This is a genomic window from Synechococcus sp. A10-1-5-1 (assembly GCF_023115425.1).
Lineage (GTDB): Bacteria > Cyanobacteriota > Cyanobacteriia > PCC-6307 > Cyanobiaceae > Vulcanococcus.
In genome coordinates this window covers 1,201,507-1,228,140 of sequence record NZ_CP096032.1, presented here as the reverse complement: position 1 = coordinate 1,228,140, position 26,634 = coordinate 1,201,507, and the positions used below count along the sequence as shown (strand labels likewise).

The 26,634-nt window shown below is 62.7% G+C and carries 23 protein-coding genes and 1 tRNA gene; 10 read left to right on the top strand and 14 right to left on the bottom strand.

What is annotated here, in order from left to right:
* Positions 1 to 104 precede the first annotated feature (104 nt).
* The 4 genes from rpsG to MY494_RS06735 all read right to left on the bottom strand — a co-directional run bounded on the left by rpsG (position 105) and on the right by MY494_RS06735 (position 3,206).
* The gene (gene rpsG, locus MY494_RS06750) at positions 105 to 575 is read right to left on the bottom strand and encodes a 30S ribosomal protein S7 (protein ID WP_010314628.1); all 471 of its coding nucleotides are present in this window, start codon (positions 573 to 575) and stop codon (positions 105 to 107) included.
* A 41-nt stretch (positions 576 to 616) separates the two neighbouring features.
* Positions 617 to 991, bottom strand: a complete 375-nt coding sequence (gene rpsL, locus MY494_RS06745; RefSeq protein WP_010314630.1) for a 30S ribosomal protein S12 — start codon at positions 989 to 991, stop codon at positions 617 to 619.
* A gap of 69 nt (positions 992 to 1,060) precedes the next feature.
* A complete protein-coding gene (locus tag MY494_RS06740; protein ID WP_247909486.1) occupies positions 1,061 to 1,429 on the bottom strand; it encodes an AIR synthase in 369 nt (122 codons plus the stop codon).
* 31 nt (positions 1,430 to 1,460) lie between these two features.
* The gene (locus MY494_RS06735) at positions 1,461 to 3,206 is read right to left on the bottom strand and encodes a phosphodiester glycosidase family protein (protein ID WP_247909485.1); all 1,746 of its coding nucleotides are present in this window, start codon (positions 3,204 to 3,206) and stop codon (positions 1,461 to 1,463) included.
* A 232-nt stretch (positions 3,207 to 3,438) separates the two neighbouring features.
* Here MY494_RS06735 and gltB point away from each other — a divergent pair, with 232 nt between their 5' ends.
* Together gltB and MY494_RS06725 are read left to right on the top strand one after the other, a co-directional pair.
* Positions 3,439 to 8,022 (top strand): glutamate synthase large subunit, encoded by a 4,584-nt coding sequence (gene gltB, locus MY494_RS06730; RefSeq protein ID WP_247909484.1) that lies wholly within the window; start codon positions 3,439 to 3,441, stop codon positions 8,020 to 8,022.
* Positions 8,023 to 8,152: 130 nt separating this feature from the next.
* Complete coding sequence (locus MY494_RS06725; RefSeq protein WP_247909483.1) at positions 8,153 to 8,338, top strand: hypothetical protein; 186 nt, start codon at positions 8,153 to 8,155, stop codon at positions 8,336 to 8,338.
* A 7-nt stretch (positions 8,339 to 8,345) separates the two neighbouring features.
* On the opposite strand, the gene lipA is transcribed toward MY494_RS06725, so the two are convergent.
* Positions 8,346 to 9,215 carry a lipoyl synthase gene (lipA, locus tag MY494_RS06720; protein ID WP_247909482.1) on the bottom strand — a complete coding sequence of 290 codons (870 nt, stop codon included), beginning with the start codon at positions 9,213 to 9,215 and terminating at the stop codon, positions 8,346 to 8,348.
* 83 nt (positions 9,216 to 9,298) lie between these two features.
* On the opposite strand from lipA, the gene MY494_RS06715 reads away from it, so the two are divergent.
* Positions 9,299 to 9,372, top strand: a tRNA-Pro gene (locus MY494_RS06715).
* A gap of 3 nt (positions 9,373 to 9,375) precedes the next feature.
* Here the strand turns inward: MY494_RS06715 and cobJ are convergent.
* Together cobJ and MY494_RS06705 are read right to left on the bottom strand one after the other, a co-directional pair.
* Positions 9,376 to 11,157 (bottom strand): precorrin-3B C(17)-methyltransferase, encoded by a 1,782-nt coding sequence (gene cobJ, locus MY494_RS06710; RefSeq protein WP_247909481.1) that lies wholly within the window; start codon positions 11,155 to 11,157, stop codon positions 9,376 to 9,378.
* Entirely contained in the window at positions 11,154 to 12,326 is a 1,173-nt protein-coding gene (locus tag MY494_RS06705) for a hypothetical protein (protein WP_247909480.1), read from the bottom strand. The genes cobJ and MY494_RS06705 overlap by 4 nt, the downstream gene beginning before the upstream one ends.
* A 684-nt stretch (positions 12,327 to 13,010) precedes the next feature.
* Between MY494_RS06705 and psaA the strand changes: the two genes are divergently transcribed.
* Both psaA and psaB read left to right on the top strand, forming a co-directional pair.
* The gene (gene psaA, locus MY494_RS06700) at positions 13,011 to 15,314 is read left to right on the top strand and encodes a photosystem I core protein PsaA (protein ID WP_247909479.1); all 2,304 of its coding nucleotides are present in this window, start codon (positions 13,011 to 13,013) and stop codon (positions 15,312 to 15,314) included.
* 19 nt (positions 15,315 to 15,333) lie between these two features.
* The gene (psaB, locus tag MY494_RS06695) at positions 15,334 to 17,544 is read left to right on the top strand and encodes a photosystem I core protein PsaB (protein WP_247909478.1); all 2,211 of its coding nucleotides are present in this window, start codon (positions 15,334 to 15,336) and stop codon (positions 17,542 to 17,544) included.
* 105 nt (positions 17,545 to 17,649) lie between these two features.
* On the opposite strand, the gene MY494_RS06690 is transcribed toward psaB, so the two are convergent.
* From MY494_RS06690 to MY494_RS06670, 5 genes are read right to left on the bottom strand one after another with little or no spacing between them, the layout of a single operon-like run.
* Positions 17,650 to 17,820: a hypothetical protein gene (locus MY494_RS06690; protein WP_247909477.1), complete on the bottom strand. Its 171-nt coding sequence runs from the start codon at positions 17,818 to 17,820 to the stop codon at positions 17,650 to 17,652.
* 6 nt (positions 17,821 to 17,826) lie between these two features.
* Positions 17,827 to 18,414 carry an L-threonylcarbamoyladenylate synthase gene (locus tag MY494_RS06685; RefSeq protein ID WP_247909476.1) on the bottom strand — a complete coding sequence of 196 codons (588 nt, stop codon included), beginning with the start codon at positions 18,412 to 18,414 and terminating at the stop codon, positions 17,827 to 17,829.
* 2 nt (positions 18,415 to 18,416) lie between these two features.
* Positions 18,417 to 19,313, bottom strand: a complete 897-nt coding sequence (prmC, locus tag MY494_RS06680) for a peptide chain release factor N(5)-glutamine methyltransferase (RefSeq protein WP_247909475.1) — start codon at positions 19,311 to 19,313, stop codon at positions 18,417 to 18,419.
* Positions 19,314 to 19,337: 24 nt separating this feature from the next.
* Positions 19,338 to 20,537, bottom strand: coding sequence for a DNA-processing protein DprA (locus tag MY494_RS06675; RefSeq protein ID WP_247909474.1), 1,200 nt, complete (start codon positions 20,535 to 20,537; stop codon positions 19,338 to 19,340).
* 25 nt (positions 20,538 to 20,562) lie between these two features.
* Complete coding sequence (locus MY494_RS06670) at positions 20,563 to 21,051, bottom strand: acyl-CoA thioesterase (RefSeq protein ID WP_247909473.1); 489 nt, start codon at positions 21,049 to 21,051, stop codon at positions 20,563 to 20,565.
* A gap of 54 nt (positions 21,052 to 21,105) precedes the next feature.
* Here MY494_RS06670 and MY494_RS06665 point away from each other — a divergent pair, with 54 nt between their 5' ends.
* The gene (locus MY494_RS06665) at positions 21,106 to 21,954 is read left to right on the top strand and encodes a universal stress protein (RefSeq protein ID WP_247909472.1); all 849 of its coding nucleotides are present in this window, start codon (positions 21,106 to 21,108) and stop codon (positions 21,952 to 21,954) included.
* A gap of 166 nt (positions 21,955 to 22,120) precedes the next feature.
* Here the strand turns inward: MY494_RS06665 and psbM are convergent, their stop codons facing one another.
* Together psbM and MY494_RS06655 are read right to left on the bottom strand one after the other, a co-directional pair.
* The gene (gene psbM / locus MY494_RS06660; RefSeq protein ID WP_010314676.1) at positions 22,121 to 22,225 is read right to left on the bottom strand and encodes a photosystem II reaction center protein PsbM; all 105 of its coding nucleotides are present in this window, start codon (positions 22,223 to 22,225) and stop codon (positions 22,121 to 22,123) included.
* Positions 22,226 to 22,273: 48 nt separating this feature from the next.
* Positions 22,274 to 22,732, bottom strand: coding sequence for a 2Fe-2S iron-sulfur cluster-binding protein (locus MY494_RS06655; RefSeq protein WP_247909471.1), 459 nt, complete (start codon positions 22,730 to 22,732; stop codon positions 22,274 to 22,276).
* 278 nt (positions 22,733 to 23,010) lie between these two features.
* Here MY494_RS06655 and psbB point away from each other — a divergent pair, with 278 nt between their 5' ends.
* The 4 genes from psbB (at position 23,011) to MY494_RS06635 (ending at position 26,633) form a co-directional block, all read left to right on the top strand.
* The gene (psbB, locus tag MY494_RS06650) at positions 23,011 to 24,570 is read left to right on the top strand and encodes a photosystem II chlorophyll-binding protein CP47 (RefSeq protein WP_247909470.1); all 1,560 of its coding nucleotides are present in this window, start codon (positions 23,011 to 23,013) and stop codon (positions 24,568 to 24,570) included.
* Between the two features lie 18 nt (positions 24,571 to 24,588).
* Positions 24,589 to 24,684, top strand: coding sequence for a photosystem II reaction center protein T (locus MY494_RS06645; protein WP_010314684.1), 96 nt, complete (start codon positions 24,589 to 24,591; stop codon positions 24,682 to 24,684).
* Positions 24,685 to 24,943: 259 nt separating this feature from the next.
* Positions 24,944 to 25,426 carry a transcriptional regulator NrdR gene (nrdR, locus tag MY494_RS06640; RefSeq protein ID WP_247909469.1) on the top strand — a complete coding sequence of 161 codons (483 nt, stop codon included), beginning with the start codon at positions 24,944 to 24,946 and terminating at the stop codon, positions 25,424 to 25,426.
* A gap of 115 nt (positions 25,427 to 25,541) precedes the next feature.
* On the top strand, positions 25,542 to 26,633 hold the full coding sequence (locus tag MY494_RS06635) for a 30S ribosomal protein S1 (RefSeq protein WP_247911904.1): 1,092 nt from the start codon (positions 25,542 to 25,544) through the stop codon (positions 26,631 to 26,633).
* Position 26,634: the final 1 nt, after the last annotated feature.

Below are 26,634 nucleotides of genomic sequence, written 5' to 3'. Positions count from 1 at the left end.
GGTCTCCGGAGGGTGGGATCGACAAAAAAGCGGGCGTCACTCTACAAGTCGGTCTCACCCGACCCGAGAAGCAGCAGGACCGCTCGCGGCCCTGCCGGTGAGGCTTAGTAGCGGTAGTGGGCGAAGGCCTTGTTGGCTTCGGCCATCTTGTGGGTCTCTTCCCGCTTACGGACGGCGCTGCCAGCTTCGTTGGCGGCATCCATCAGTTCGCCAGCCAGTTTCTGGGCCATGCTGCGGCCGTTGCGGGCGCGAGAGAAGTTGACCAGCCAGCGCAGGGCCATGGCGGTGCCGCGCTCCTGGCGTACTTCCATGGGCACCTGGTAAGTGGCACCACCGACGCGACGAGCGCGGACTTCCACGAGGGGAGTGGCGTTCTTCACTGCGGTCTCGAACAGCTCGAGGGCGTCACTGCCGGTGCGCTCGTTGATCAGCGTGAAGGCGTCGGAAAGAATCCGCTGGGCGGTGGACTTCTTGCCGTGCTTCATCAGCCGAGCAACCATCATGGTTGCCAAACGGCTGTTGAACTGAGGATCGGGGAGAACCGGGCGCTTCTCAGCGGCGTTGCGGCGTGACATAGAGCTAAGGGGAGGAAGTCAGAAACGAACGTCGAAGGAGATCAATCCTTGGGGGTTTTGGCGCCGTACTTGGAGCGGGACTGACGACGGTCTTTCACACCAGCGGTGTCCAGGGTGCCGCGAATGATGTGGTAGCGGACGCCGGGCAGATCCTTCACACGACCGCCGCGGATCATCACCACGGAGTGTTCCTGAAGGTTGTGGCCGATACCGGGGATATAGGCGGTCACCTCGAAGCCGGAGGTCAGGCGCACACGAGCCACCTTCCGCAGAGCCGAGTTGGGCTTCTTGGGGGTTGAGGTGTAAACGCGGGTGCAGACACCACGGCGCTCAGGGCAGGAGCGCAGTGCGGGCGACTTGGTCTTGCGGGTAAGGCGCGTCCGCTCACTGCGGATCAGCTGCTGAATCGTGGGCATCGAGGGCCGGGAGTTTTCGAGGGGCCGGAAGCGAGGTCGGGGAGCCGACCGTTTCGACAATCCGCCACATTACTTTGTCGAGGTGCTGCTACCCGGAGAGGGTTCGTCAGCGGGGCCAAAGGCCGCACCACAAGCGCAAACGCGGTGGTCACGGCCGGTGCGGATCAGAAATCCGCCCCCGCTGAGATCACCGCGATAGTCGAGCTCGAGGGTGTTGAGTCGCTCCTCCTGGTCGCCGGGGGCGAACAGCGTGATCCCATCGGCGCGTGCCACGGGAACGCCTGCCAGACGGCCGGGACGGATGCGAATCACCCAGCGCTCGCAGCTGCCATCCACCAGGTCAAGGTGCATCATCCCCGGGGTGCCGGCGACGGCCGCTTGGCGGCCGAGCTCTGCGGCAGCCGCTGCGGTGACTTGCATGCCTTGGCCCTTGGGCATGGCAAAAGAATGGCTGGGTCGAATCAGTGTGTCAGGGCGGGCTGGAGGCCAGCCTTGCGGGTGGGCGGTTCGGCATCGGTAGCGGTATGCGGGGGATCAGTCCAATGCCGTTGTGCACCGATCCGGCAATCCCGCGCCCCTTCACGGTTTGAACGTCCGCAAGGACCAAGCCGGTGGAGCTGCCACCGTCGAGGTTCAGGGCCTCCTTGAGACCTTGTTGCTTCAGCAGCAAGGCCGTCTCCATCAAGGTCGGACCGGCATTGTTCACCCCTTGCAGGGTGATCAGCCAGAGCTGGCGTCCATCGCTGGCAATGACGGTTCGCGGCGCCCCCTGGCGGATGAAGCCTGGGCTGAACCCTTCCGCCTGGCCATTGAGTGCCACGAGCCCTGAACGCAACAGCAGCGGTCCGCCGCCGACAACAAAGGGTTTGTCTCCAACGATGGACGTCGAGCGGCTGCTGAGGACCAGTCGCTCCCCCGGCTGCCAGTCGACCTTGACTCCGCCCCGGGCCACCAAGAGCACGTCACCGGTGCGCAGCGGGACCCCGGGTTGGGGAATGGCTTCGATGCGCTGTTGCACCACGCCATCGCGGAGCACGAAGCCCAGCTCCTGACCCGTTAAGGGTTGATAGCGAGGCCCCCAGTCCTCGGTGTAGCGAGCTACTCCCTTTCGGACATAGCCGCTGTTGAGGCTGACCAGTGACAGACGTTGTTGGCGTTGATCCAGCACGCTCTCCTGGAGCCGCAGACGATCGAACTCAGGGAGTTCACCATCACCCCAGCCCACGGCCCCCCGGTTCAGGATTGGTCCTGAGAGCCATTGCCCGTTGTCTTTCAGTGCCCCCAAGGGAAGCCGGTTGACCCGATTGAAGAACCCTCCATTGATCGCAATCAGGGCTGATTCATTGCGGGCCAGCTGACTCAGGCTGCTCAGTCCCTTCATCCCGTTAGGGCGGTTCAGGGGGCGGATATCGACAGGCACCCGGCGGGGGTCGAGCTGGACGCTGTTGATCAGAACTTGGCGGTTGCCGATGCGGCCGACCGTTCGATTGAGCACCAGGCCTTGGCGTTGCAGCGTTGCCAGGGCGGTGTTCTTTGCATTGGCGCTGGGCCGATTGAGGGTGCTGAGGGCGGTGTCACCGGGTAGGTCGAGGACCAGGCGCCAAGGGCGCCCCAGGGTCAGACGCTCTCCATCTGCTTTCAGCAGCAGCCAGCCCCGCTCTTGGCGGGGGTTCAGCCCCAGCCGTGCGAGTTGCTGCAGCTGCTCTCGGTTGCTGTCGGCACTTATGGCCAGTTGGCCATCGTCGCTGCGTACTAGGGCCGGGGCGCTGAGGTCCAGCACCACCCGCTTGCCGCTGATCCCGTTGTCCCGGGCGCGCACCGCCTGAAGCGGACGGGCGGGCAGCTCCAAGCTCAGTTCTTTTTTCCCAAACGGCGCAAAGCGGACGCCAACCCGGCGCATCAGATCACTGACGGGAACGGCGACTTCATCCCCGAGGGACTTCTGCCGTCTCGAGGAGAGGCTGATCTCGGTACCAAACCACTCCAGCTGCAGGCTGCCTCTCTCGCCGCTGGAGCGATGGACTCCGAGTTGGTTCTCGAGAAATTCGAGGGTGAGCCACAGTTCGCCACGCTCGATGCGCCAGCGGGCTGGTTGGGTCAGGCCATTGGATCGAACCAGGGACCCTTCCGCTTGCCGAATCGGCCTCTCCTCGGCGGGCAGAGGCGGCGGCGGGAGCAGCGGAATTCCCGGATGCAGGGCTGCCAGAACGGGCATCAATGCCATGAAGCAGCCCACTGGGTCCAGAAACGCTAGCGAGGTTGCGGCGCTCCGCCAGGACTGACTTTCGCTGAAGGTGGTCCAGCTTTTAGATTCAGAAGTTCGCAGCGGGACCGCGGTTTAGGGCGATTCGTCGCCTTCCGTTCGGTTCGGCGGGACTGAAGGCCTTCAGAACAGGCCGTCGACCCGGCTGCTTCGTTACTACCGATAGACCTGTTGTCGCTGGGCTATGCCGCTGTCTTCTCGTCCTGTTTGGCCCCATTGCGACAGCCCCGCTCCGCTCGAGGTGGCTGGCGAGAAGGACGCTTGCGGCGTTGGCTTCCTGGCGAACCTCAAGGGTGAGACCAGCCACTGGGTGCTGAAGCAGGCCCTGCGTGGCCTGGACTGCATGGAGCACCGCGGCGGCTGCGGCGGCGACGGCGACTCTGGCGATGGTGCAGGCGTTCTCTGCGGCATTCCTTGGTCCTATCTCGAGGCGGTCTGGCCTGAAGCCGCCGGCACATCCGGCGCCACTCGGGGTTTGGGCATGGTGTTCTTGCCTGCCGAGGCCGGCAAGCGCGATCAGGCCAAAGCGTTTTGCGACGAGGAAGCACAGTCCTTGGGGTTGCGCAGCCTGGGCTGGCGCGCGGTCCCCGTCGACCCCAGCGTCTTGGGTCCTTTGGCCCGCGGGACTGCTCCGGTGATTGAGCAGTGGCTGCTCTCCGCGGAGTGCGACGGCGATGCCCTCGAAGCGTTGCTCTTCCGTCTGCGGCGCCGCTGTGGTGATCGCGCCCGCAGCGTCTGGGGTGCGGTGCCTAGCGACCTCTACTTCGCCTCGCTGAGCGGTCGGACCGTCGTCTACAAGGGCATGGTTCGCTCGGAGGTTCTCTCCGCCTTCTATGGCGACCTCCGCGATGAGCGCTTTGCAGTGAGCTTTGCGGTCTATCACCGTCGCTTCAGCACCAACACCCTGCCTCGCTGGCCCCTGGCCCAGCCGATGCGTCTGCTCGGCCACAACGGGGAGATCAATACCCTGCTGGGGAACCTGAACTGGGCTCGGGCCGCCGAAGCGGACCTTGATGCGGTTTGGGGCGATGCCGCTGCTGACCTCAAGCCGGTGGTGAATGCCGCCTTCAGCGACTCCGCCAACCTCGATGCAACCCTGGAGCTGCTGGTCCGCAGTGGTCGCCCGATCACCGAGAGCCTGCTCACCCTTGTGCCGGAGGCCTTCCGCGATCAGCCTGCCCTGGCGGATAAGCCAGAGGTCACAGCCTTTTACGAGTACTCGGCCTGCACCCAGGAACCCTGGGATGGTCCAGCCCTGCTGGTCTTTGCCGATGGCCGCAGCGTCGGCGCCACCCTGGACCGCAACGGTCTGCGGCCCGCCCGTTACTGCATCACCAATGACGGTTTTGTGGTGATGGGCTCTGAAACCGGTGTTGTGGAGCTCGAAGAAAGCCGGATCATCGAGAAGGGGCGTCTTGGCCCCGGCCAGATGCTGGCTGTCGACCTCGAGAACGGCCGTCTGCTCCACAACTGGGACGTCAAGCAGGAGGTGGCGTCGCGTCACCCCTATGGCCAGTGGCTGGCTGAGCATCGCCGCACCTTGAGCGCTTTGCCCTGGATGCAGGAGCGAGAGCTGGGGGATCTCGAGCTGCTGCAGCAGCAAACTGCCTTTGGCTTCACCGCCGAGGACTTCGATCTGGTGATCGAGGACATGGCCGGTGCCGCCAAGGAGCCCACCTACTGCATGGGCGATGACATCCCCTTGGCGGTGCTCTCCGATAAGCCCCACCTGCTCTACGACTACTTCAAACAGCGCTTCGCTCAGGTCACCAACCCGCCGATTGATCCCCTGCGGGAGAAGCTGGTGATGAGCCTGGAGATGCACCTGGGTAAGCGGGGCTCCCCCCTCAAGCCCGATGCTTCAGCTGCAGAGGTTCTGCATCTCAACAGCCCGATCCTCAACGAGGCCGAGCTGGCGGCAGCCACCCAACAGGGACTTGCGAGCCGCACCCTCTCGACCCTGATGCCGATCAGCGGCGGACCAGCTGGCCTAGAGGTGGCGCTGGCCCAGCTCTGCAGTGACGCGGAAGCCGCAGTGCGCAGCGGCAACCAGATCCTGGTGCTCTCCGACCGTGGGATCACGGCGACGACCTCCTATATCCCGCCCCTGCTGGCGGTTGGTGCGGTTCACCATCACCTTCTGAAGCAAGGTCTGCGGCTGCAGACCTCCCTGGTGGCTGAAACCGCCCAGTGCTGGAGCACTCACCATCTGGCTTGCCTGATTGGCTATGGCGCCAGCGCGGTCTGCCCCTGGCTGACCTGGGAGACCACCCGCCATTGGCTGGCTCATCCCAAGACCCAGAAGCTGATCGAACGGGGCAAACTGCCGGCCCTCACCCCAGATCAGGTCCAGGCGAATGTGCGCAAGGCCCTGGAAGACGGTCTGCGCAAGATCCTCTCCAAGATCGGCATTTCCCTGCTGGCCAGCTATCACGGCGCTCAGATCTTCGAGGCGATCGGTGTCGGTGCGGATCTGATTGAGCGGGCCTTCAAGGGCACCACCAGCCGTGTGGCTGGCTTGAGCCTGGCGGAATTGGCGAGCGAGACCCTGACTTTCCACGCCAAGGCCTTCCCAGAACTCAATCGCACCAAGCTCGAGTTCATGGGCTTTGTGCAGTACCGCACGGGCGGCGAGTACCACCTCAACAGCCCGGAGATGACCAAGGCGCTCCACGCCGCCATCAAGCAGGGCCCTGGTTACGACCACTTCTCCACCTACAAGACCCTTGTGGAGAACCGTCCGGTCACGGCCCTGCGGGATCTGCTGGAACTGCAGCCCGCCGCCACGCCGCTTCCCCTCGATCAGGTCGAGAGCATCGAGAGCATCTGTGAGCGCTTCTGCACCGGCGGCATGAGCCTGGGTGCGCTCTCCCGCGAAGCCCACGAGGTGTTGGCGGTGGCCATGAACCGCATCGGCGGTAAGAGCAACAGCGGTGAGGGTGGTGAAGACCCAGCACGCTTCAACGTCCTCGGCGACGTGAATGCGGAGGGCCTCTCGGCCACCTTGCCCTCGATCAAGGGGCTCCGCAATGGCGATACGGCCTGCTCGGCGATTAAGCAGATCGCCTCGGGTCGCTTCGGGGTCACCCCCGAATACCTGCGCAGTGGCAAGCAGCTCGAGATCAAGGTGGCTCAGGGCGCGAAGCCCGGTGAAGGCGGACAGCTCCCGGGTCCGAAGGTCGACCCTTACATCGCCTGGCTGCGCAACAGCAAGCCTGGGGTGGCTCTGATCTCACCCCCGCCCCACCACGACATCTATTCAATCGAAGATCTGGCGCAGCTCATTCATGACCTGCACCAGGTGCACCCCGCCGCCAAGGTGAGCGTGAAGCTGGTGGCCGAGATCGGCATTGGCACTATTGCGGCGGGTGTCGCCAAGGCCAATGCTGACGTCATCCAGATCTCTGGCCATGACGGTGGCACCGGCGCCTCGCCCCTGAGCTCGATTAAGCACGCTGGCGGTCCCTGGGAACTCGGCTTGACCGAGGTGCACCGGGCCCTGCTCGAGAACGGCCTACGCGATCGCGTGTTGCTGCGGGCCGACGGCGGCCTCAAGACCGGCTGGGATGTGGTGGTTGCGGCCCTGCTGGGTGCTGAGGAATATGGCTTCGGTTCGATCGCGATGATCGCCGAGGGCTGCATCATGGCCCGCGTTTGCCACACCAATAACTGCCCGGTCGGGGTGGCCACCCAGAAGGAAGCCCTGCGCAAGCGCTTCACCGGTCTGCCGGAGCAGGTGGTCAATTTCTTCCTGTTTGTGGCTGAGGAGGTGCGTCAGCTGATGAGCGTCCTGGGCGTGGCCCGCCTGGAGGACCTGATCGGCCGCTCGGATCTGCTGAAGCCCCGCGCCGTGCAGTTGGCCAAAACCAAGGCCCTCGACCTCTCCTGCCTGTTGGATCCCATTCCTCAGGCGGCTGATCGCGGCTGGTTGCGTCATGCCGAGGCAGCCCATGGCAACGGCGTGATCCTGGAAGATCAGCTGCTGGCTGACGCCGAGCTGATGGCCGCCATCGAGAACCAAGGCCAGCTGGCCCGGACCCTGCCGATCATCAACACCGATCGCAGCGTCTGCGCCCGCCTCGGCGGTGAGATCGCGGCACGCCATGGCAACACCGGTTTCAAGGGCCAGCTCGACCTCACCTATGAGGGCGCTGCTGGTCAGAGCTTCGGTGCCTTCACCGTTCAGGGCATGAATGTGCGCCTGGTGGGTGAAGCCAACGACTACGTCGGCAAGGGCATCAATGGCGGTCGCCTCACCGTGGTTCCCCCTGCGGGCGGCAATGATCCCGGTGCCCAGGTGATCCTCGGGAACACCTGCCTCTACGGCGCCACCGGCGGTGAGCTCTTCGCCCTCGGCCGCGCCGGCGAACGCTTCGCTGTTCGGAACAGTGGTGCCAAGACCGTGGTGGAAGGTGCCGGCGACCACTGCTGTGAATACATGACCGGTGGTGTGGTCGTGGTGCTCGGCAGCACTGGCCGCAACGTCGGCGCCGGCATGACCGGTGGAGTCACGTTTGTTCTGGATGAGACCGGTGGTCTGCGCGATCGGGTGAACCCCGAGATCGTCGAGATCTGTGCCCTCAGTACCCCGGAGCAGGAGGCCATGCTCAAGCCCCTGCTGGAGGCTCATGTCGCAGCCACCGGCAGCACCAAGGCCGCCACGATCCTCGCGGATTGGTCCGGCTGGAAGGAGCGCTTCAAGGTCCTCGTCCCCCCCAGCGAGAAGGCCAACGTCGGCTTGGCTGAGCGGCAGGCGGTGGCGGCCTAAGCCGCCGGTTCACCGTCCATTTTGTTCGGTTGCTGCACCAGGGGGTCGGCTGACCCCACCCCTTGGTTCGGCTGGCCCGACCGCTGCAAGTTGAGACCTTCCATAGCGTTCCGGCACCTGCAACGGAGCCATGCCTCCTGAGTTCGCCCAACCCTTTCAGCAGCTGTTCGCTCGCCAGATGACACTGGCCTTGCTCGAACACTGTGTTCGCTTAGACGCCCCTGTGAGCCTGGTGAATCAACGCCTCGATGCGCTGGGCCAGAGTCCCGAGGCCCAGGCATTGGAAGCCGAATTTCTACTGGAACCCCTGGCCTAAGCCAGCCCTAGCGAGGGTGCAGCTGCATCAGTCGCTGCACCTCACCGGCGTGATAGCTGCTGCGGGTCAAGGGAGTGCTGACCACCTGCAGGAAGCCCAGCTCTTGCTCGCCGTGGAGCCGGAAGCGCTCGAATTGCTCCGGGGTGACAAAGCGATCCACCGGAAGGTGCTTTGGTCCTGGGGAGAGGTACTGGCCGATGGTGACGATGTCGACCCGGTGCTCGCGCAGATCCTGCAGGGTCTCCATGACCTCCTCATCACTCTCACCCAGGCCCACCATCAACCCGGATTTGCTGTAGGCCTTAGGCCAGCGCTCCCGCACCTGCAGCAGCAGCTCCAAGGAGCGTTCGTAAATGCCCTGGGGCCTGGCTTTTTTGTAGAGCCGGGGGACGGTTTCGATGTTGTGGTTCAGGACATCGGGTCCGGCCTCCATGACCGTGGCCAGGGCGTTCCAGTCCCCGCAGAAATCGGGGATTAAGAGCTCGATGGTGGTCTGGGGAGAGCGCTGGCGAACGGCCTCGATGCAGGCCACGAATTGGCTGGCTCCGCCATCACTGAGGTCGTCCCGGTTCACCGAGGTAATCACCACATGCTTGAGGCCAAGCCGAGCGGTGGCTTCGCCCAGCCGCTCGGGCTCGGTCGGATCAAGGCTGCGAACGCTCTTATCGAAATCGATATCGCAGTAAGGGCAGGCCCGGGTACAGCCCGGACCCATGATCAAAAAGGTCGCTGTGCCTCCGGCAAAGCATTCGCCGATGTTGGGGCAGCTGGCTTCCTGGCAAACGGTGTTGAGTTTGAGATCCAGCAGCAGATCGGCCACCTCACCGATGCGTTCCCGCTGGGGAGCTTTAACGCGCAGCCAGTCGGGTTTCAGCAAGGGATCTTGAGCGCGCCGAAGGCACCAAAGGGCTTGCTGACTCTAGGAAGCGACTGGGCCACCATCTCCTACACTCCGCCCATCGGGATGTAGCGCAGCTTGGTAGCGCACTTCGTTCGGGACGAAGGGGCCGCAGGTTCGAATCCTGTCATCCCGATTCTCACTGCAGCTCAGCGCCTGGATACCCCCGCGGGGTAACCATCCGGCCAGATTCTGCGCGGCTGCTGCTGTTGCCCACCATCACCAGGGTGAGCATGTCCACCTGCTCGATGGGAAGGCTGCCCAGTTCGTGCAGGGTCACCTGCTCTTCGGGGCGGCCCAGTTGGCGCGCCAGGACCACAGGGGTGGTCTCGGATCTGCCGGTGAGTAGAAGTTGTTGGGCGCGCTCCAGTTGCCAATCCCTGCCTTTGGAGCGTGGGTTGTAGAGAGCGACAACAAAGTCGCCTGCGGCCGCTGCCTCCAGGCGCTTTTCGATCACAGCCCAGGGCGTTAGACGGTCGCTCAGGCTGATGGTGCAGAAGTCGTGCATCAACGGTGCCCCTGCCCGGGCTGCGGCGACCTGTAGGGCCGAGAGGCCGGGGTGAACTTCAAAGCTGGGTCGATCGGCTGGATCTAGCTCCAGCCAGAGCTCCAGGGCTAGACCGGCCATTCCGTAGATCCCGCTGTCACCCGAGGAAATCAAGGAGACGGTCTGTCCCTCGCAGGCCAGTATCAGGGCTTCTTTGCAGCGTTCCCGCTCCTGCGTGAGTTGCCCGTCACTGCGTAGTTGATCCGGCCGCCGCAGCGGTTCGAGCAAATCCAGGTAGAGCCCATAGCCCACCCAGACGCAGCTCTGACTTAAGGCCGCTTTGGCGTCGGGGGTTAAGAGGTCCAGGCGTCCGGGCCCACTGCCAATCAGGTGCAGCTGGCCGCGATGGGGTGCCCACTGGCTTGCGGCCTGGGCTAATGCTGCGGTCGCCGCCCCCTGCTCCTTGGCTTCGGCGCGGGTGATCTGTTTCTCCGCGAGCAGCCTCGCTTCAGGGCCCGCGGCGAGCAGGGCCGAGGCTTCTGCCACGCTGGCCGTCCCCAGTTCTGCGGCCACTACCGCGGATGGGTTGGGCACAGCCACAGGAGCCAGGCGTTCAGCGCTGAAGCAGCGCAGGGGCCAGCCGCGACGTTCCGCCAGCTCCAGCAGCGCTGGTTCATCGGCCTTGCGATCGGCACTGGCCAAGCCAGCGATTGCTTCCGGTGCGATCTGGTGTTGCTGGATCAAACTGTCGCAGCAGCGCTCCAGCAGGCTCAGGCTGGTATTGCGCTCGCAGCCCATGCCCAGCCAAACGCTGGGCGGGTGCCAGCGGCAGCCTCGCTCTGCCGTGATGCCAACTGAGAGCTCCTGTGTGGCCTGCTCTTGCCCTGGGGCCAGGCCAGGGAGCTCTTGCCAGCGGGGATTCCCCTGTAGGTGTTGGCTGGCCAGTGCTTCCCCCCGGGCGATCGCCTTCATCAGCTCGTTCCAGGGGCCGCCGTTCCGTTTCCAGCCCCAGGCTTGACCGAAACTGTCCAGGGCGACACGGCCTTCGCTATGGGCGGCTCCGGTGATCACCGCTTCTCCCTGGCAGCGGGCCGCCAGGGTCTGGGCTAGGGACTCCCCGCCTGCTTCGTGTCCCCCAAGCAAGGGGATCGCAAAGCGTCCGCTGGGATCGAGAACGACCACCGCCGGATCGCTGGCTTTGTCCCTGAGCTGAGGGGCGATCAGACGGGTAATGGCACCGCAGGCCCCGACGGCTACAAAGGCACGACTCACGCTCCAATTGGCCTGAAGCAGGGTCTGCAGTTCCCCGCTTTCCCAGTGGCTGCCATTGGCCGGGCTGGCCAGACGGTCAATGTCGCCTGATTGCAGTAGGCGTCGCAGCAGCGGCAGGCCGCTGGCGCTGAGGCTGAAACCCCAAATCAGGCTGTCGTTCATCCACCCAGCTTCGCCTTCAGGCCGCCAAAGGGGCCCTTGGGCTGGGCTTCGATCAGGGAGCCGTCGCTACTGACCAAATCTCGGGCCGAACCGCCCAGGCGACTACTGGGAGCCGTTCGCGGCTCCGTGCTCGCTGTCGCAGCAGGCGCGGGGGCAGCGCTTGGATCAGGTTCTGGCGCTGGGACCGGTGACGGCGCGGGAGTCAGCTTGGGACTGGTTGCTGGCGTGGGTTCGGCCTCGTCCTTTGAAGTCGGCGATGTAGTCCGTGTCTCTGCGGCGGGTTGAGGTTCCTCGGGCTTCTCTGGGCTGGGTTCCGTCTTGGCGACCTCGGGCTGGGCCTCGCTGACTGGTGCCGCAGGAGTCTCCGGAGCTACTGCTGGGGGTTCTATTTCAGTCGCCTGCGGTTCGGCAGGTAACGGCGGTGCGGGCTGAGGGACTGTTGCTTTCTCAAGAATCACGGCGCCGCTGGCCTCGGGTTCGGGTGTCGGCGTGCCACTGAGGGCCGCGAGGGCTTCAGCGCTGAGACTGGCTTGCTGCCAACTGGGCTTGGGGCTGGCGTCGATGACCACCTCACGAACCACGCTGTTAAACGGCGGGTTTAAGGGATCACCCCGTCCATCCAGCAGTTCCAGTTGAACGGCATTGCTGCCCCGTTTCAGACCCTTGAGCCAGAGGGGTGTCTGCCGATCCACCAGGAAGCTGTCGCCGTTGACGCTGACCCGCAGACGCCAACGGGCGTCGTCATCCCGGAGGTGCTGCAGCGGTGCGTCGATCAGCAGCCAGTCGATCAGAACCGGTTCGCTGTGCTGCAGGTCCGAAGGACTGGCCGCAATCAGTTGCGGCGAGCCAGAGCTGGGAAGTTGAGATGGATTGCGGGCGACCCGATGCAGGCGCAATTGCTGACTGGCGCCGGGTGCTTTGACCACCTCCCCCCAGGGCCGAGCGGCGAACACGGTCAGGCGATGGCTGCCTGGGCTGAGCTCCGGCATGGCAATCGCCTGGGCCTCTGTGTTGCTGTTAATCCGCAGGGGCGGCTGATCATCCAGTTGGACGACCAGGTGGGGGCCTAGCCCGTTTGTCTCGTCTTCATAAAGGGGCCAGTCCTGAACGTTGAGCTTCAGCGTCCAGGGACCGGCGGGAAGGCTGCTGTCATTTGCGGGGGCCAACACGTCGATCTGTGGTGCCCGGTCGTTCAACCTTTCCCTTAGTTGTTGAACTGCTCCTGGTGGGGCAACTTCCTGCAGCTGTCCACTCGGCTTTGAGCTTGTGACTGGGGAGACCTCGCTCCTGCTCCCTCTTGCGCTGGCGCCGGATGTGCAGCCACTGGTGACCATGAGCAACACCGCAAGCACCACGGCCGAGATGGCCTTCAGTGCTGACTGGCACATGCGATTGCCTCTCCCCACTCGTCCGGGCAAATGACTGAACACATTCTGCAGGTTTGCGGACTATTTGACCGGAAGGACTAATGCATTCTCGATAAATAGATCCCTTGAAATGGCCTGATTTGCTTAACAAGAGCGGGGTAATCTGAGAAAAATTGATGATTCTTTGCTCCCGTGAGAACTCAGTCCCTGACTGGCTCGGCTCCGGGTTGAACCTTTGTAACTGCCAGGCCGAGTGGCTTGGATTCCGCTTTTATACTTCCGCCAGCGGTCCCCGTATTGGGGCCCAAAGCGCCAGTCAGGAAGAGCGGTTTCGGCCTCGGTCGTAACAGGCTTTCTTGGCCCGGCGCCCATGGCGCGAGCTCCCGGCTTGCGTCCGTGGCTCCACTGGCGGCTCTTTGATTCGTCGAATTGCCTGGCCAGAAGGGTGGACCTCCACCTCGACCCCGTCCCTCGAGGAACCTCTCGATGACCATCAGCCCACCAGAGCGTGGGAAAACGGCGAAGGCCCAGGTCGACCGGGTGAACAACCCGGCCACCTTCGAACTGTTCGGTAAGCCCGGCCATTTCGATCGCAGCCTTGCCAAAGGTCCCAAAACCACAACCTGGGTTTGGAACCTCCACGCCAACGCTCACGACTTCGATAGCCACACCAGCGATCTCGAAGAGGTCAGCCGGAAGATTTTTTCGGCCCACTTCGGTCACCTGGCTGTCATTTTTGTTTGGCTGAGCGGCGCCTTCTTCCACGGTGCTCGCTTCTCCAACTTCTCCGGCTGGCTCGCCGACCCCACGCACGTGAAACCCAGTGCGCAGGTGGTTTGGCCTGTCTTCGGCCAAGAAATCCTTAACGGCGATGTGGGTGCCGGTTTCCACGGCATCCAGATCACTTCAGGCCTCTTCCACGTGTGGCGGGCCTGGGGCATCACCACTGAAACCCAGCTCATGGCCCTGGCCATCGGTGCTCTGGTGATGGCCGGTTTGATGCTCAATGCGGGCGTCTTCCACTACCACAAGGCAGCTCCCAAGCTCGAGTGGTTCCAGAACGTTGAGTCGATGCTCAACCACCATCTGGCCGGTCTGCTTGGTCTGGGTTCCTTGTCCTGGGCGGGTCACTTGATCCATGTGTCTCTGCCCACCACCGCGCTGATGGACGCCATCGATGCCGGCAGCCCGCTGTCGCTCAATGGCAAGACCATCGCCACCGTGGCGGACATCCCCCTGCCCCACGAGTTCTTCAACCAGGACCTGCTGGCTCAGCTGTTCCCAGGTTTCGGTGCAGGCATCAATGCCTTCTTCACCGGCAACTGGGCTGCTTACAGCGATTTCCTCACCTTTAAAGGTGGACTGAATCCTGTGACCGGCAGCATGTGGATGAGCGATATCGCTCACCACCATCTGGCGATCGCCGTGCTCTTCATCGTTGCCGGTCACATGTACCGGACCAACTGGGGCATTGGCCACAGCATCAAGGAGATCCTCGAGGGCCAGAAGGGCGACCCCCTGCTGTTCCCCGCCAGCAAAGGTCACGATGGCCTTTACGAGTTCATGACCACCAGCTGGCACGCTCAGTTGGCCGTGAACCTGGCTCTGCTGGGCTCACTGAGCATCATCGTTGCTCAGCACATGTACGCGATGCCTGCGTATCCCTACATCGGCATCGACTACCCCACGCAGCTGTCGATCTTCACCCACCACACCTGGATTGGTGGCTTCCTGATCGTTGGTGCTGGCGCTCACGCCGCCATCGCCATGATTCGCGACTACGACCCCGCCAAGCATGTGGACAACGTGCTCGATCGGGTGCTCAAGGCTCGCGATGCCCTGATCAGCCACCTGAACTGGGTGTGCATCTGGCTCGGCTTCCACAGCTTCGGCCTCTACATCCACAACGACACCATGCGTGCCCTGGGCCGTCCCCAGGACATGTTCAGTGACTCCGCCATTGCACTGAAGCCCGTCTTCGCGCAGTGGATTCAGGGTCTGCACGCCTCTGCTGCTGGTAGCACCGCACCTAACGCCCTCGCCGGCGTCAGCGAGGTCTTCAACGGCACCGTGGTTGCTGTGGGCGGCAAGGTTGCTGCCGGTCCGATCCCCCTGGGAACGGCCGACTTCATGGTCCACCACATCCACGCCTTCACGATTCACGTGACGGTGTTGATCCTGCTGAAGGGTGTTTTGTATGCCCGCAGCAGCCGCCTGGTTCCCGATAAGGCGAACCTCGGCTTCCGCTTCCCCTGCGACGGCCCCGGCCGTGGAGGTACCTGCCAGGTGTCGGCTTGGGACCACGTGTTCCTAGGCCTGTTCTGGATGTACAACTCCCTGTCGATCGTCATCTTCCACTTCTCCTGGAAGATGCAGAGCGACGTGTGGGGCACCGTCAACGCTGACGGTTCCGTGTCCCACATCACCAACGGCAACTTTGCCCAAAGCGCCATCACGATCAACGGCTGGCTGCGTGATTTCCTGTGGGCTCAGGCCGCACAGGTGATCAACAGCTATGGCTCCGCCACCAGTGCCTACGGTCTGATGTTCCTTGGTGCCCACTTCGTCTGGGCGTTCAGCTTGATGTTCCTGTTCAGTGGCCGCGGCTACTGGCAAGAGCTGATTGAGTCCATCGTCTGGGCTCACAACAAGCTGAAGGTTGCTCCCGCCATTCAGCCGCGGGCGCTTTCCATCACCCAGGGCCGTGCCGTCGGTGTTGCCCACTATCTGCTGGGCGGCATCGCGACCACCTGGTCGTTCTTCCTGGCCCGCATCATTGCGGTCGGCTGACCTCTCCTGACCTTTCCCAATGGCAACGAAATTTCCTTCGTTCAGCCAGGGTCTGGCACAGGACCCGACAACCCGTCGTATTTGGTACGGGATCGCCACGGCTCACGACTTCGAGAGCCATGACGGAATGACGGAGGAAAAGCTTTACCAAAAGCTTTTCTCCACCCATTTCGGTCACCTTGCGATCATCGGCCTCTGGGTTTCGGGCAACCTGTTCCACGTCGCCTGGCAGGGCAACTTCGAGCAGTGGGTCGCCGATCCGCTGCATGTCCGTCCCATCGCTCACGCGATCTGGGATCCCCACTTCGGCCAAGGCGCCATCACTGCCTTCACCCAGGCAGGCGCCTCCTCCCCGGTGAACATTGCGTACTCCGGCGTGTACCACTGGTGGTACACCATCGGCATGCGCACCAACGCCGAGCTGTACCAGGGCTCCATCTTCATGATGATCCTGTCGGCTTGGGCCTTGTTCGCTGGTTGGCTGCACCTTCAGCCCAAGTTCCGGCCTTCCCTGGCCTGGTTCAAGAACGCTGAATCCCGCCTGAACCACCACCTCGCGGTCCTGTTCGGTTTCAGCTCGATCGCTTGGACTGGTCACCTGGTCCACGTCGCCATCCCCGAATCCCGGGGTCAACACGTGGGTTGGGACAACTTCCTGAACGTGCTGCCTCACCCGGCAGGCCTGGCTCCCTTCTTCACAGGTAACTGGGGCGTTTACGCCCAGAACCCCGACACCGCTTATCAGGTGTTCGGTACCTCAGAAGGCTCTGGCACCGCGATCCTCACCTTCCTGGGTGGTTTCCACCCCCAAAGTGAGGCCCTCTGGCTGACCGACATTGCCCATCACCACCTGGCGATTGGCTGTCTGTTCGTGATCGCCGGTCACATGTACCGGACCAACTTCGGTATCGGTCACTCGATCCGCGAGATCCTCGAAGCCCACAACCCCCCCAACGGCACCCCTGGTGACTTGGGCGCTGGCCACAAGGGTCTTTACGACACCATCAACAACTCGCTCCACTTCCAGCTTGGTCTGGCCCTGGCTTCCCTGGGCGTTGTGACCAGCCTGGTGGCTCAGCACATGTATTCGATGCCGTCCTATGCGTTCATCGCCAAGGACTACACGACGCAGGCTGCCCTTTACACCCACCACCAGTACATCGCCATCTTCCTGATGTGCGGTGCCTTCGCTCACGGTGCGATCTTCTTCATCCGTGATTACGACCCCGAGGCCAACAAGAACAACGTTCTTGCTCGGATGCTCGAGCACAAAGAAGCGATCATTAGCCACCTGAGCTGGGTCTCCCTGTTCCTGGGCTTCCACACCCTTGGCCTCTACGTCCACAACGACGTGGTTGTGGCCTTCGGTACCCCCGAGAAGCAAATCCTGGTTGAGCCCGTCTTTGCACAGTTCGTGCAGGCCGCCTCTGGCAAGGCCATGTACGGCTTCGACGTGCTCCTCTCCAATGGCGCTAGCGCTGCTAGCAATGCCAGCGCCGCCTACATGGGTGGTTGGATGGACGCCATCAACGACGGTGGCAACGATCTGTTCCTGCAGATCGGCCCTGGTGACTTCCTGGTGCACCACGCCATCGCCCTGGGTCTGCACACCACCACCCTGATCCTGGTCAAGGGTGCTCTGGATGCCCGTGGCTCCAAGCTGATGCCTGACAAGAAGGACTTCGGCTACTCCTTCCCCTGCGACGGCCCCGGCCGTGGCGGTACCTGCGACATCAGTGCCTGGGACGCCTTCTACCTGGCTGTCTTCTGGGCCCTGAACACCGTGGGTTGGCTCACCTTCTACTGGCACTGGAAGCACCTCGCCATCTGGCAGGGCAACGTGGCTCAGTTCAACGAATCCAGCACCTATCTGATGGGCTGGTTCCGCGACTACCTGTGGCTCAACTCCTCTCAGCTGATCAACGGTTACAACCCGTTCGGCAGCAACAACCTCGCCGTCTGGGCTTGGATGTTCCTGTTCGGTCACCTGATCTGGGCCACCGGCTTCATGTTCCTGATCTCCTGGCGCGGTTACTGGCAGGAACTGATCGAGACCATTGTCTGGGCTCACCAGCGCACCCCGCTCGCCAACCTGGTGGGCTGGCGCGACAAGCCTGTGGCTCTCTCGATCGTTCAGGCCCGTGTGGTTGGTCTGGCTCACTTCACAGTGGGCTACTTCGTGACCTACGCCGCCTTCTTGATCGCCTCCACCTCTGGCAAGTTCGGTTGATCCCTTCGATCAACCCTTGACTTGCTCCCCTTGAGGGACGACCAAGCGCCCCCGGCTCTGCCGGGGGCTTTTTTTGTGCCTGACCTCGACGCTGCTCAGCAGGGACTAACGCCCTTGTGATGAGCTGGTTCCTGCCATCAGCCAGGCCAGGCCCGCAAGCAGCAGCCAAGGCAGTGGCCTCAGCTCAAACAGAGCAGCGCTGATGACCAGCAGTGGCTGAAACAACCACTCGTGCACGCTCAGCAGGACCACCAGCAGCAGGGGCAACCAAGCCATGGCCGGTTAGTTGAGGAGCTCTCTGGGCATCACAGCACCCGCGCGGAGCAAGCGCCAATTGCCCCCGGGCTCCAGCGCAATCACAGTGCTGGCCTGACCTGAGGGGCTTGGCCATGGTTCGGGTGCCAACCGGTTGAGTTCAGGGAACTTCAGCTGCACCTCAGCAGCTGTTTTGCAGGGCTCCTCCCCGGATCGATTGGCACTGGTTGTTGCCAAGGGGCCGCTGATGCGCAGCAGGTTTCGTGCCTGGTCGCAGTCCGGCACCCGTAGGCCCAGGGCGGCTCCACCTGGATTGAGCAGCTCGAGCTTTTCGCCACCCGCTGGCACCACCAGGGTCAGGGCCCCGGGCCAGTGCTGTTCCATCAATTGGATCCAGCTCTGCTCGGGTTCCAGGCCCAGGCTGCTGAAGAGCTGCTCGCCGTCCGCGCCCATCAAGATCACGGGCTTGTTCTGGGGGCGTCGCTTGATCCGCCACAACAGAGCGGCGTGCTCCGGTGTGGTGGCTAAGGCCGGCAGTGTGTCGGTGGGGAAGACTCCGGCTTGGCCTTGCTGCAGCGCTGCGGCAAAGCGGTCTTCATCGAGGCAGCCTTCCATGGCTAGGGACCCTCCTGATCTGAAGGCTTCTGCGCCCTGGCGAATCGTTGGACTCCTTCTAAGTCCGAGTGGGCCTGGGTTTTGACCAATCCCGCTTCCTTCAGTAAGCCCAGGACAGCAGAGCTCTGGTCGTAGTGGTGCTCCAGAAGCAGCCAGCCCCCTGGCGCCAGGCATTGGAGGGCATCGCTCGTAATCCTGCGAATGGCATCCAAGCCATCTGCCCCTCCATTGAGAGCCAGCTCAGGTTCGTGATCGCGCACGACCGGCTCGAGTTCCGCCCAGACCGCAGCAGGGATGTAGGGCGGGTTGCTGACCACCAGATCCAACTGACCCCACTGGTCCTGGATCGCATCCCACCAGTCACCCTCTCTGAACTCCACGCTGTTGCTGTTGAGGATTCGTCTGGCGTTCTCCTCCGTCTGCCTGAGCGCCGCGGTCGAGCGATCAACGGCGAAGCCCTTGCTGCTTGGCAGTGCTTTGGCTAACCCGATCGCGATGCAGCCTGAGCCGGTTCCCAGATCAGCCCAGCTCACTTGTGATTGCTGTTGATCAGGTCTCAGGCAGGCCAAGGCCAGATCAATCAGTAGCTCTGTCTCTTGCCTGGGGATCAAAACCCCAGGGGCCACCTTCAGTTCCAGATCCCGCCAGGGGCACAGGCCGACCAGGTACTGGAGGGGTTTGCCTTGTTCAAGGTGCTCTTGCCAGATTTCCTCCAGCGTTTCCAGCCTGTGCTCCAGCGCCACCTTCGATTCGGGGTAGAGCCTGAGGGCTTGCAACTGCGGCCAGTGCACCCCGCCTTTGAGATCCAGCAACCAGTCGAGCGCACTGGCTTCTCCTCCTTGGCGGAGCATGGTCTTCCGCCAGTTCAGCAGTGATTGAGCTGTGACCGAATCGCCCATGCGCTCAGCCTATGCAGCGTCCCTTCAGCTGGGATGCCACCACAGGCCAGGAGCGCTGCGCACCAGTCCGGCCATCTCTAGCTGCAGTAGCCCTTGACTGATCTGCCCAGGGTCGAGGCGAAGGGACCGGCAGAGCTGCTCAAGGCTTGCCCCCTGGCCAAGGGCAGCCATCAGCGTTGCCTGACGGCTGAGCAGGCCAGCATGCTCCTGGGCTGTGGACCTTTCGCCGGACACCGCTAGCGGACCGGTTCCCAACTGGTTCAACAGATCTGAGGGGAGGAGCAGAGGTGTGGCCCCTTGGCCCAGTAGGCGATTGCTGCCGGCTGCACTGCTCCGTCCAGCATCCGCAGGAATCACCCAGAGGGGGATTCCCTGAGCCCAGCCCAACTGTGCGGTCTTGAGGGCCGTGCTTTGCAGCGGGCATTCCACCAGGACCATGGCTTGAACCAGGCCGGTCTCAAGACGTTTTCTCAAGCTGAAGTGAGCAGCCCGCACCGCTGTGCCCCTGGGCCATTCAGAGATCAACAATCCCTCAGCGGAGATCTGTTTTTGCAAAGGCGCCAAGGTGCGTGGCGAGGTTTGATTGAGCGGTGTTCCAAGGATGGCGATGGGTGTCCCGCCAGCGGACAGGCAACCTTGATGGGCCGCCTCCTGAACCCCTTCAGTCAGGCCAGCCAGCACCGGCCAGCCCCCCTGCGCGAGCGTTCGTCCGACCGCCTGGGCCATGGCCAAGCCATGTCTGGATGCGCGCCGGGTCCCGATGACGGCAACGGCTTGGCGTTCTCGCAGTGCAGCCCAGACGCTTCCCCGCCCCTCCCAATGCAGGGCCAGAGGTGGTTGCGCGATCTCCTCAAGGCAGCTTGGAAAGGCGCGGTCTCCAGGGAGTAGGCAGCGGCGGGCAGACCACTGCAGGCGTTGCGCGGGGGTTGGTGGATGGCTGACGGGTGATGGCCCCACCTGTTGGCGATAGGCATCGATCCGCTCCAGATCCAGCGTGCTGGCCTGGGTTCCGCGGAGAGCATGCTCCAGTTCTTGGCTGGTGGCCTGCCAGGCCTGATCGAGATCTTCAAAGAGGTTCTCGAGGTGTTCGAGTCTTCGCCAGCCCACGCCAGGACAGCGGCTCCAGATCAAGCGCCAGAGGCGATGCGCCTCGCTGGGTTCCGCGCCAAGGCCGCGACTGCGGCCTTGGCCAGAGCAGAAGGGACCTCGCAGGACCTCGCCCATACCCGATCGCGACAGTACTTCTGTACTATAGCGAGACCCGTGAGTCTGGGCCTGGGCCTGGGCCTTGTCTCAGGCGCTCTAGGGCCTGCCGCAGGTCGTCAGGCGCCTTGCGTAGTAGTCGCCTCTGCCCTGGGCCTTGGCTCAGGTCCACCAGGACCAGCTCCACGCGGGCTTCGGCGGCCAGGCTTCCATCTGCCTTGATGAAGACGCTGCGCCATGGGAGTTTGACGCCCTGTTGCGGAAGGACCCAGCTCTCGAGTCGAATGGATTCTCCATGCAGCAGGGCTTGCCGGTAGTCGATCTGTAGTGAGACAACCGGCAGTTCCAGGCCGCGCTCTGAGAGGTCGCTGTAGGCAAGTCCCGCCTGGCGTAGGGCTTCCACCCGGGCTTCCTCCAGCCAGGCCAGATAGCTGCCATGCCACATCACTCCGGCATGGTCGGTGTGTTGTGGCAGAACCGATCGCTCCAGGTGCCAGGGGCGCTGATGTTGCTGCTCCGTCACGGTCTCCGGCACAAGTCGGGGTTACGCGCAATTCAGCCATAGGCTGCCCCAACGCGCCCTTGGGATGTGTTTCGCAATCTTCTGATCGCCGATTCAGGCAAAGGCCACGTTGAGGAAATGGTGCGCATGCTGCGCGACATTCCCACCGTGCGTCAGGCCCGCATCAATCTGCTCCACGTTGTCGCAGAGCAGGCGGGTCAGGACTACGCCGAACATTCCCAAAAAGCAGCCGGAATCGTCGCTGAAGCCGTTCAGCGGTTGGGGCTCAACCCTTCTGAGGTCAACACGATCATTCGCCAAGGGGACACCAAGCAAACGGTGTTGAAGGTGGCTGATGAACTGGATGCTGACCTGATCGTCATGGGCTCTCGGGGTTTGGGCCGGCTCCAGTCGATCCTGAACAACAGTGCTAGCCAGTACGTCTTCCAGCTCTCGACCCGGCCGATGTTGCTGGTGCGCGACGACCTCTATGTGCGTCACATCAACCGTGTGATGGTGGCGATTGATGGCACTGGGGTCGGTGACGACGCGCTCAGGCTGGCCTGTGAGTTGGTGCGCGATGTGCCCGGGAGCAGCCTGACGGGTGTTCACATCAGCCGCCAGGACATTGCCCCCTCTCGCGGTGGGCAAACCCCTGCCGATGAGTTGCTCGATAAGGCCGTGCAGCGGGCCCGGGGCTTTGGCGTTGAGATGAAAGCAATCCATGGCACCGGCGACATCGGCCGGGGTTTCTGTCAGGCCGCTGAAGAGCACAAAGCCGATTTGGTTGTCATCGCCTCACAGGATCGTCGCCCTCTGGTGGCCCGCGGGCTGGTGGATATCGATCGCCTGTTGGGTTCCTCGGTCAGTGACTACATCCGTGTGCATGCCCCTGCGCCGGTCCTCTTGGTTCGAGAGCCGGAAGTCCGGAGCTGATGGTCACCGCTGCCTCCATTTGCTGCTGACCTGAAATAAGGAAAACCCCCAGGGCCCTTGGGCCCTGGGGGTTTTGGCTGTTGAGCCCGCTAGGACGCTGGGATCAATAAAGCCCTGGACCCATCAGGAAGATGCGTCCAGGGTCAGTGGATGCGGGGCCGTGAGTTCAGCTCTGGCGGCTGCTGGTCTGGATGTAAAGGACAATCAGGAACACCGTCGGAACCAGCACGAACATCAGGCTGGCAACGAAGCCGAGGTCGTTGGTTTCCATCGCAAAAGTCTTGAGCTCGGTGACCGTATCACCGCCAAAGGGGGTTGATCAGGCCTCTTCATCCCTCGTTGTGGTTTCGGTCTCGGCAGCGGACTCCGTGACGTCCTCCTCTTGCGGTTCAGGTTCGGGCCAGGCGGTGGGCCCGGCAGGTAGAGGGCTGGCTTTGGCGGTCGCAATCCGAGCGTCGGCATCGCCAAAACGCACTTGTGGGCGAGTTAGCACCAGCACTGATTGCTGCACCAGGGTTTGGCAGGCCAATCGCCAGCTCTGGGGCCTCCGGCGCAGCTTCTGATCTTCAACGGCGGTCCGGCCGCTCAGGCTTCCGGGACTGCTCTCCTCCACGACGTCGACGAAGCAGGTGATGCACTGGCCACAGCCACCGCAGTTCCCCAGCTGACCTTTGAGGCCATAGAGCTCTAGGCCTTCACGGAGAGCCACCTCGCGGAGGTTCTCGCCCGGATAGCACTCCACGTCCCGCCCTTCACGTACAAATCGAATGACGGGCATGGCGGATCGCTCGGAATCCGAACATTCTGAGGGAATGGATTGCGTTTTGTAACCGCGGCATGGCCGGAGAGGGCACTCCTTGTGGCTCCAGCGTCGTTTTCCCGTCACGGCACGTTTCAGCTCGGTGCGGTTCAAAACGTTCTGTCAGCTGAACCCCTTACGATCGCGAGCACGGATCACGTGTTTGTCGGCTCTTGCTGGCAAAAACTGATCGCGCTGACTTCCTGTTTCGGTTTTCTGAAGCGGAAGGCTGGATTGTTTCCTCGGACCTGACCCCCATGGGATTGCCCTGGTATCGGGTGCACACGGTCGTGATTAACGACCCGGGCCGTTTGCTCGCCGTGCACCTCATGCACACTGCCTTGGTTGCTGGCTGGGCCGGCTCCATGGCTCTTTATGAGCTGGCCATTTTCGATCCTTCCGACCCGGTGCTCAACCCCATGTGGCGCCAGGGCATGTTCGTCATGCCGTTCATGGCTCGCCTGGGCGTGACGGACAGCTGGGGCGGCTGGAGCATCACTGGTGCCACCGGTGTTGATCCCGGCTTCTGGAGCTTCGAAGGTGTCGCAGCTGCTCACATCGTTTTCAGCGGCCTGCTGATGCTGGCCGCCATCTGGCACTGGACCTACTGGGATCTGGAGATCTGGCTGGACCCTCGCACTGGCGAGCCTGCGCTGGATCTCCCCAAGATCTTTGGGATCCACCTGCTGCTCGCTGGCCTTGGCTGCTTCGGCTTTGGTGCGTTCCACCTGACTGGTGTCTTTGGCCCAGGGATGTGGGTCTCAGACGCCTATGGCGTGACTGGACACCTCGAGGCCGTTCAACCGTCTTGGGGACCTGAGGGCTTCAACCCCTTCAACCCCGGTGGGATCGTTGCCCACCACATCGCCGCTGGCATCGTCGGCATCATTGCCGGCGTCTTCCACATCACGACTCGCCCCCCCGAGCGCCTCTACAAGGCCCTTCGGATGGGCAACATCGAAACCGTGCTTTCGAGTGCCATCGCTGCAGTGTTCTTCGCCGCCTTCATCGTGGCTGGAACCATGTGGTATGGCGCTGCTGCCACCCCGATCGAGCTGTTCGGTCCGACTCGCTATCAGTGGGACCAGGGCTACTTCAAAACTGAGATCAACCGCCGCGTTCAGACCGCTCTGGACAACGGTGCAACGAAGGAACAGGCCTACGCCCAGATTCCTGAAAAACTCGCCTTCTATGACTACGTCGGGAACAGCCCTGCCAAAGGCGGTCTGTTCCGCGTTGGCCCGATGGTGAATGGTGACGGTCTGCCCACGGGCTGGCTTGGTCACGTGGCCTTTACCGATAACCAAGGCCGCGATCTCGAGGTGCGCCGTCTGCCCAACTTCTTCGAGAACTTCCCTGTCGTTCTGGAAGACAGCCAAGGCATCGTCCGCGCTGACATTCCCTTCCGCCGCGCTGAAGCGAAGTATTCCTTCGAGCAGACCGGAGTAACGGCCACCATCTATGGCGGTTCCCTCAACGGTCAGTCCTTCACTGATCCGGCAGACGTGAAGCGTCTGGCACGCAAGGCACAGCTTGGCGAGGCCTTCGAGTTCGATCGTGAGACCTACCACTCTGACGGCACCTTCCGCAGCTCACCTCGCGGTTGGTTCACGTTTGGCCATGCCTGCTTCGCTCTGCTGTTCTTCTTCGGTCACATCTGGCACGGTGCTCGCACCCTCTACCGCGATGTCTTTGCCGGCGTTGATCCTGATCTCGGTGAGCAGGTTGAGTTCGGTCTGTTCCAGAAACTGGGCGACCGCACCACCCGTCGTCTGCCGGAGGGTTATGTACCCCCCGCAGGCAGCACCCTTAGCTGAGCGCCTCGGAGGTAACCCATGGAAAGCTTTGCTTACATTCTGATCCTGGCGTTGGCCATTTCCACTCTGTTCTTCGCGATCGCCTTCCGCGATCCCCCGAAGATCGGCAAGTGATTCGACCCCGGTGAGTTTCATAGCCCCCGCCACAAGCGGGGGCTTTTTGCTTTGGACGCGCTGAATGCTGCAAAGCAGCTCAGCGGCGGCTTTTAAAGCAATCTCATTTCGACTTATCTGGCTGTTGTTTCGCTGCTGAGTCTCACGGGTTCACGTGGGGAGTCGCTCTGTTGCTTGGCAAGACCCAAGTTGCAGCAGCCCTTCTCAAATGGAAATGTTCTGTCTAAACTTGAGCAACTTCTCCGGCGGAACTTCGGGCATGCAGTGCCCCTCCTGTCAGCACACCGATAGCCGCGTTCTTGAATCGCGTTCCGCGGACACCGGTCGCAGTGTGCGTCGTCGTCGGGAGTGCCTCAATTGCGAGTTTCGCTTCACCACCTATGAGCGGGTGGAGACAGTTCCGATCACTGTGCTGAAACGCAGCGGCAACCGCGAGGCTTTCAATCGCGGCAAGTTGCTGCATGGTCTGCTTCGGGCCTGTGACAAAACGGGACTGGAACCCAGTCGATTAGAGCTGGTTGTCGACGAACTGGAGTTAGAGCTCCAGAGCCGCAGCGGCCGGGAAGTCTCCAGTCGGGACATCGGTGAATTGGCCCTGCAGCACCTGGCGGGGATGAGCGACGTTGCCTACATCCGTTTCGCTTCGGTCTATCGCCAGTTCCAGAGCGTCGCAGATTTTGTGGCCACGCTGGATGGTCTGAACCGCAAGCCCAAAGGCAAGTCATTGGCTGCGGTGGGCTAGGCCTCGCTTGCGAGGGTTCTGCAGCAGCTGACCTCTATAGTTTTGGATTCCCTGCGCCGGTGGCGGCCGACGCATTGGTCCCTTCGCGCTGCCTCGGGCAGTCCGCCGACTCTCCATGACCGTGACCCCTTCCGATCTCAACACCAGCGAGACTGACGTGGCCGTAGAGGCCGTTGATCAGGACGTGGCCGTCGAGGCTGTCGATCAAGACGTGGTTGACGCTGCTGCTGAGCTCGACCTGGATATTCCGGAAGAGGTGCCCAGCGCCGACGACCCCAGCAGCCGTGCTGTGGCTCGCGACCTCGATGGCGTTGGCTTCACCCTGGACGAGTTCGCGTCGCTGCTGAGCAAGTACGACTACAACTTCAAGCCTGGCGACGTGGTGAAGGGCACCGTGTTCGCCATTGAGCCCAAGGGCTCAATGATCGACATCGGCGCGAAGACAGCCGCCTTCATGCCCATGCAGGAGGTGTCGATCAACCGGGTCGAGCACATCAGCGATGTGCTCGAGCCTGGCGAAGAGCGTGAGTTCTTCATCCTGAGCGAAGAGAACGAGGACGGTCAGCTCACCCTCTCGATTCGCCGCATTGAGTACCAGCGTGCCTGGGAGCGGGTTCGTCAGCTTCAGAAGGAAGACGCCACCATCTACAGCGAGGTGTTTGCCACCAACCGTGGTGGTGCGCTGGTGCGGGTTGAAGGTCTGCGTGGCTTCATCCCTGGTAGCCACATCAGCACCCGCAAGCCCAAGGAGGAGCTGGTTGCTGAGTTCTTGCCTCTGAAGTTCCTGGAGGTGGATGAAGAGCGCAACCGCCTCGTCCTCAGCCATCGTCGTGCTCTGGTTGAGCGCAAGATGAATCGCCTCGAGGTGGGCGAAGTGGTCATCGGTACCGTCCGTGGCATCAAGCCCTACGGCGCCTTCATCGACATCGGTGGTGTCAGCGGCCTGCTGCACATCTCCGAGATCAGCCACGAGCACATTGAGACCCCCCACACGGTGCTCAATGTCAACGATCAGATGAAGGTGATGATCATCGACCTCGACGCAGAGCGTGGTCGCATCTCCCTCTCCACCAAAGCCCTTGAGCCCGAGCCCGGTGACATGCTCACCGATCCTCAGAAGGTGTTCGAGAAGGCTGAGGAAATGGCGGCCCGCTACAAGCAGATGCTGCTTGAGCAGGCTGAAGACGGCGAAATGGCTTACGAGTGAA

Excerpts from the sequence above, each read along its gene's own strand:
- rpsG (WP_010314628.1), bottom strand. The coding sequence starts at position 575 with ATGTCACGCCGCAACGCCGCTGAGAAGCGCCCGGTTCTCCCCGATCCT.
- rpsL (WP_010314630.1), bottom strand. The coding sequence starts at position 991 with ATGCCCACGATTCAGCAGCTGATCCGCAGTGAGCGGACGCGCCTTACC.
- MY494_RS06740 (WP_247909486.1), bottom strand. The coding sequence starts at position 1,429 with ATGCCCAAGGGCCAAGGCATGCAAGTCACCGCAGCGGCTGCCGCAGAG.
- MY494_RS06735 (WP_247909485.1), bottom strand. The coding sequence starts at position 3,206 with ATGCCCGTTCTGGCAGCCCTGCATCCGGGAATTCCGCTGCTCCCGCCG.
- gltB (WP_247909484.1), top strand. The coding sequence starts at position 3,439 with ATGCCGCTGTCTTCTCGTCCTGTTTGGCCCCATTGCGACAGCCCCGCT.
- MY494_RS06725 (WP_247909483.1), top strand. The coding sequence starts at position 8,153 with ATGCCTCCTGAGTTCGCCCAACCCTTTCAGCAGCTGTTCGCTCGCCAG.
- cobJ (WP_247909481.1), bottom strand. The coding sequence starts at position 11,157 with ATGAACGACAGCCTGATTTGGGGTTTCAGCCTCAGCGCCAGCGGCCTG.
- psaA (WP_247909479.1), top strand. The coding sequence starts at position 13,011 with ATGACCATCAGCCCACCAGAGCGTGGGAAAACGGCGAAGGCCCAGGTC.
- psaB (WP_247909478.1), top strand. The coding sequence starts at position 15,334 with ATGGCAACGAAATTTCCTTCGTTCAGCCAGGGTCTGGCACAGGACCCG.
- MY494_RS06690 (WP_247909477.1), bottom strand. The coding sequence starts at position 17,820 with ATGGCTTGGTTGCCCCTGCTGCTGGTGGTCCTGCTGAGCGTGCACGAG.
- MY494_RS06685 (WP_247909476.1), bottom strand. The coding sequence starts at position 18,414 with ATGGAAGGCTGCCTCGATGAAGACCGCTTTGCCGCAGCGCTGCAGCAA.
- prmC (WP_247909475.1), bottom strand. The coding sequence starts at position 19,313 with ATGGGCGATTCGGTCACAGCTCAATCACTGCTGAACTGGCGGAAGACC.
- MY494_RS06675 (WP_247909474.1), bottom strand. The coding sequence starts at position 20,537 with ATGGGCGAGGTCCTGCGAGGTCCCTTCTGCTCTGGCCAAGGCCGCAGT.
- psbM (WP_010314676.1), bottom strand. The coding sequence starts at position 22,225 with ATGGAAACCAACGACCTCGGCTTCGTTGCCAGCCTGATGTTCGTGCTG.
- MY494_RS06655 (WP_247909471.1), bottom strand. The coding sequence starts at position 22,732 with ATGCCCGTCATTCGATTTGTACGTGAAGGGCGGGACGTGGAGTGCTAT.
- psbB (WP_247909470.1), top strand. The coding sequence starts at position 23,011 with ATGGGATTGCCCTGGTATCGGGTGCACACGGTCGTGATTAACGACCCG.
- MY494_RS06645 (WP_010314684.1), top strand. The coding sequence starts at position 24,589 with ATGGAAAGCTTTGCTTACATTCTGATCCTGGCGTTGGCCATTTCCACT.
- nrdR (WP_247909469.1), top strand. The coding sequence starts at position 24,944 with ATGCAGTGCCCCTCCTGTCAGCACACCGATAGCCGCGTTCTTGAATCG.
- MY494_RS06635 (WP_247911904.1), top strand. The coding sequence starts at position 25,542 with ATGACCGTGACCCCTTCCGATCTCAACACCAGCGAGACTGACGTGGCC.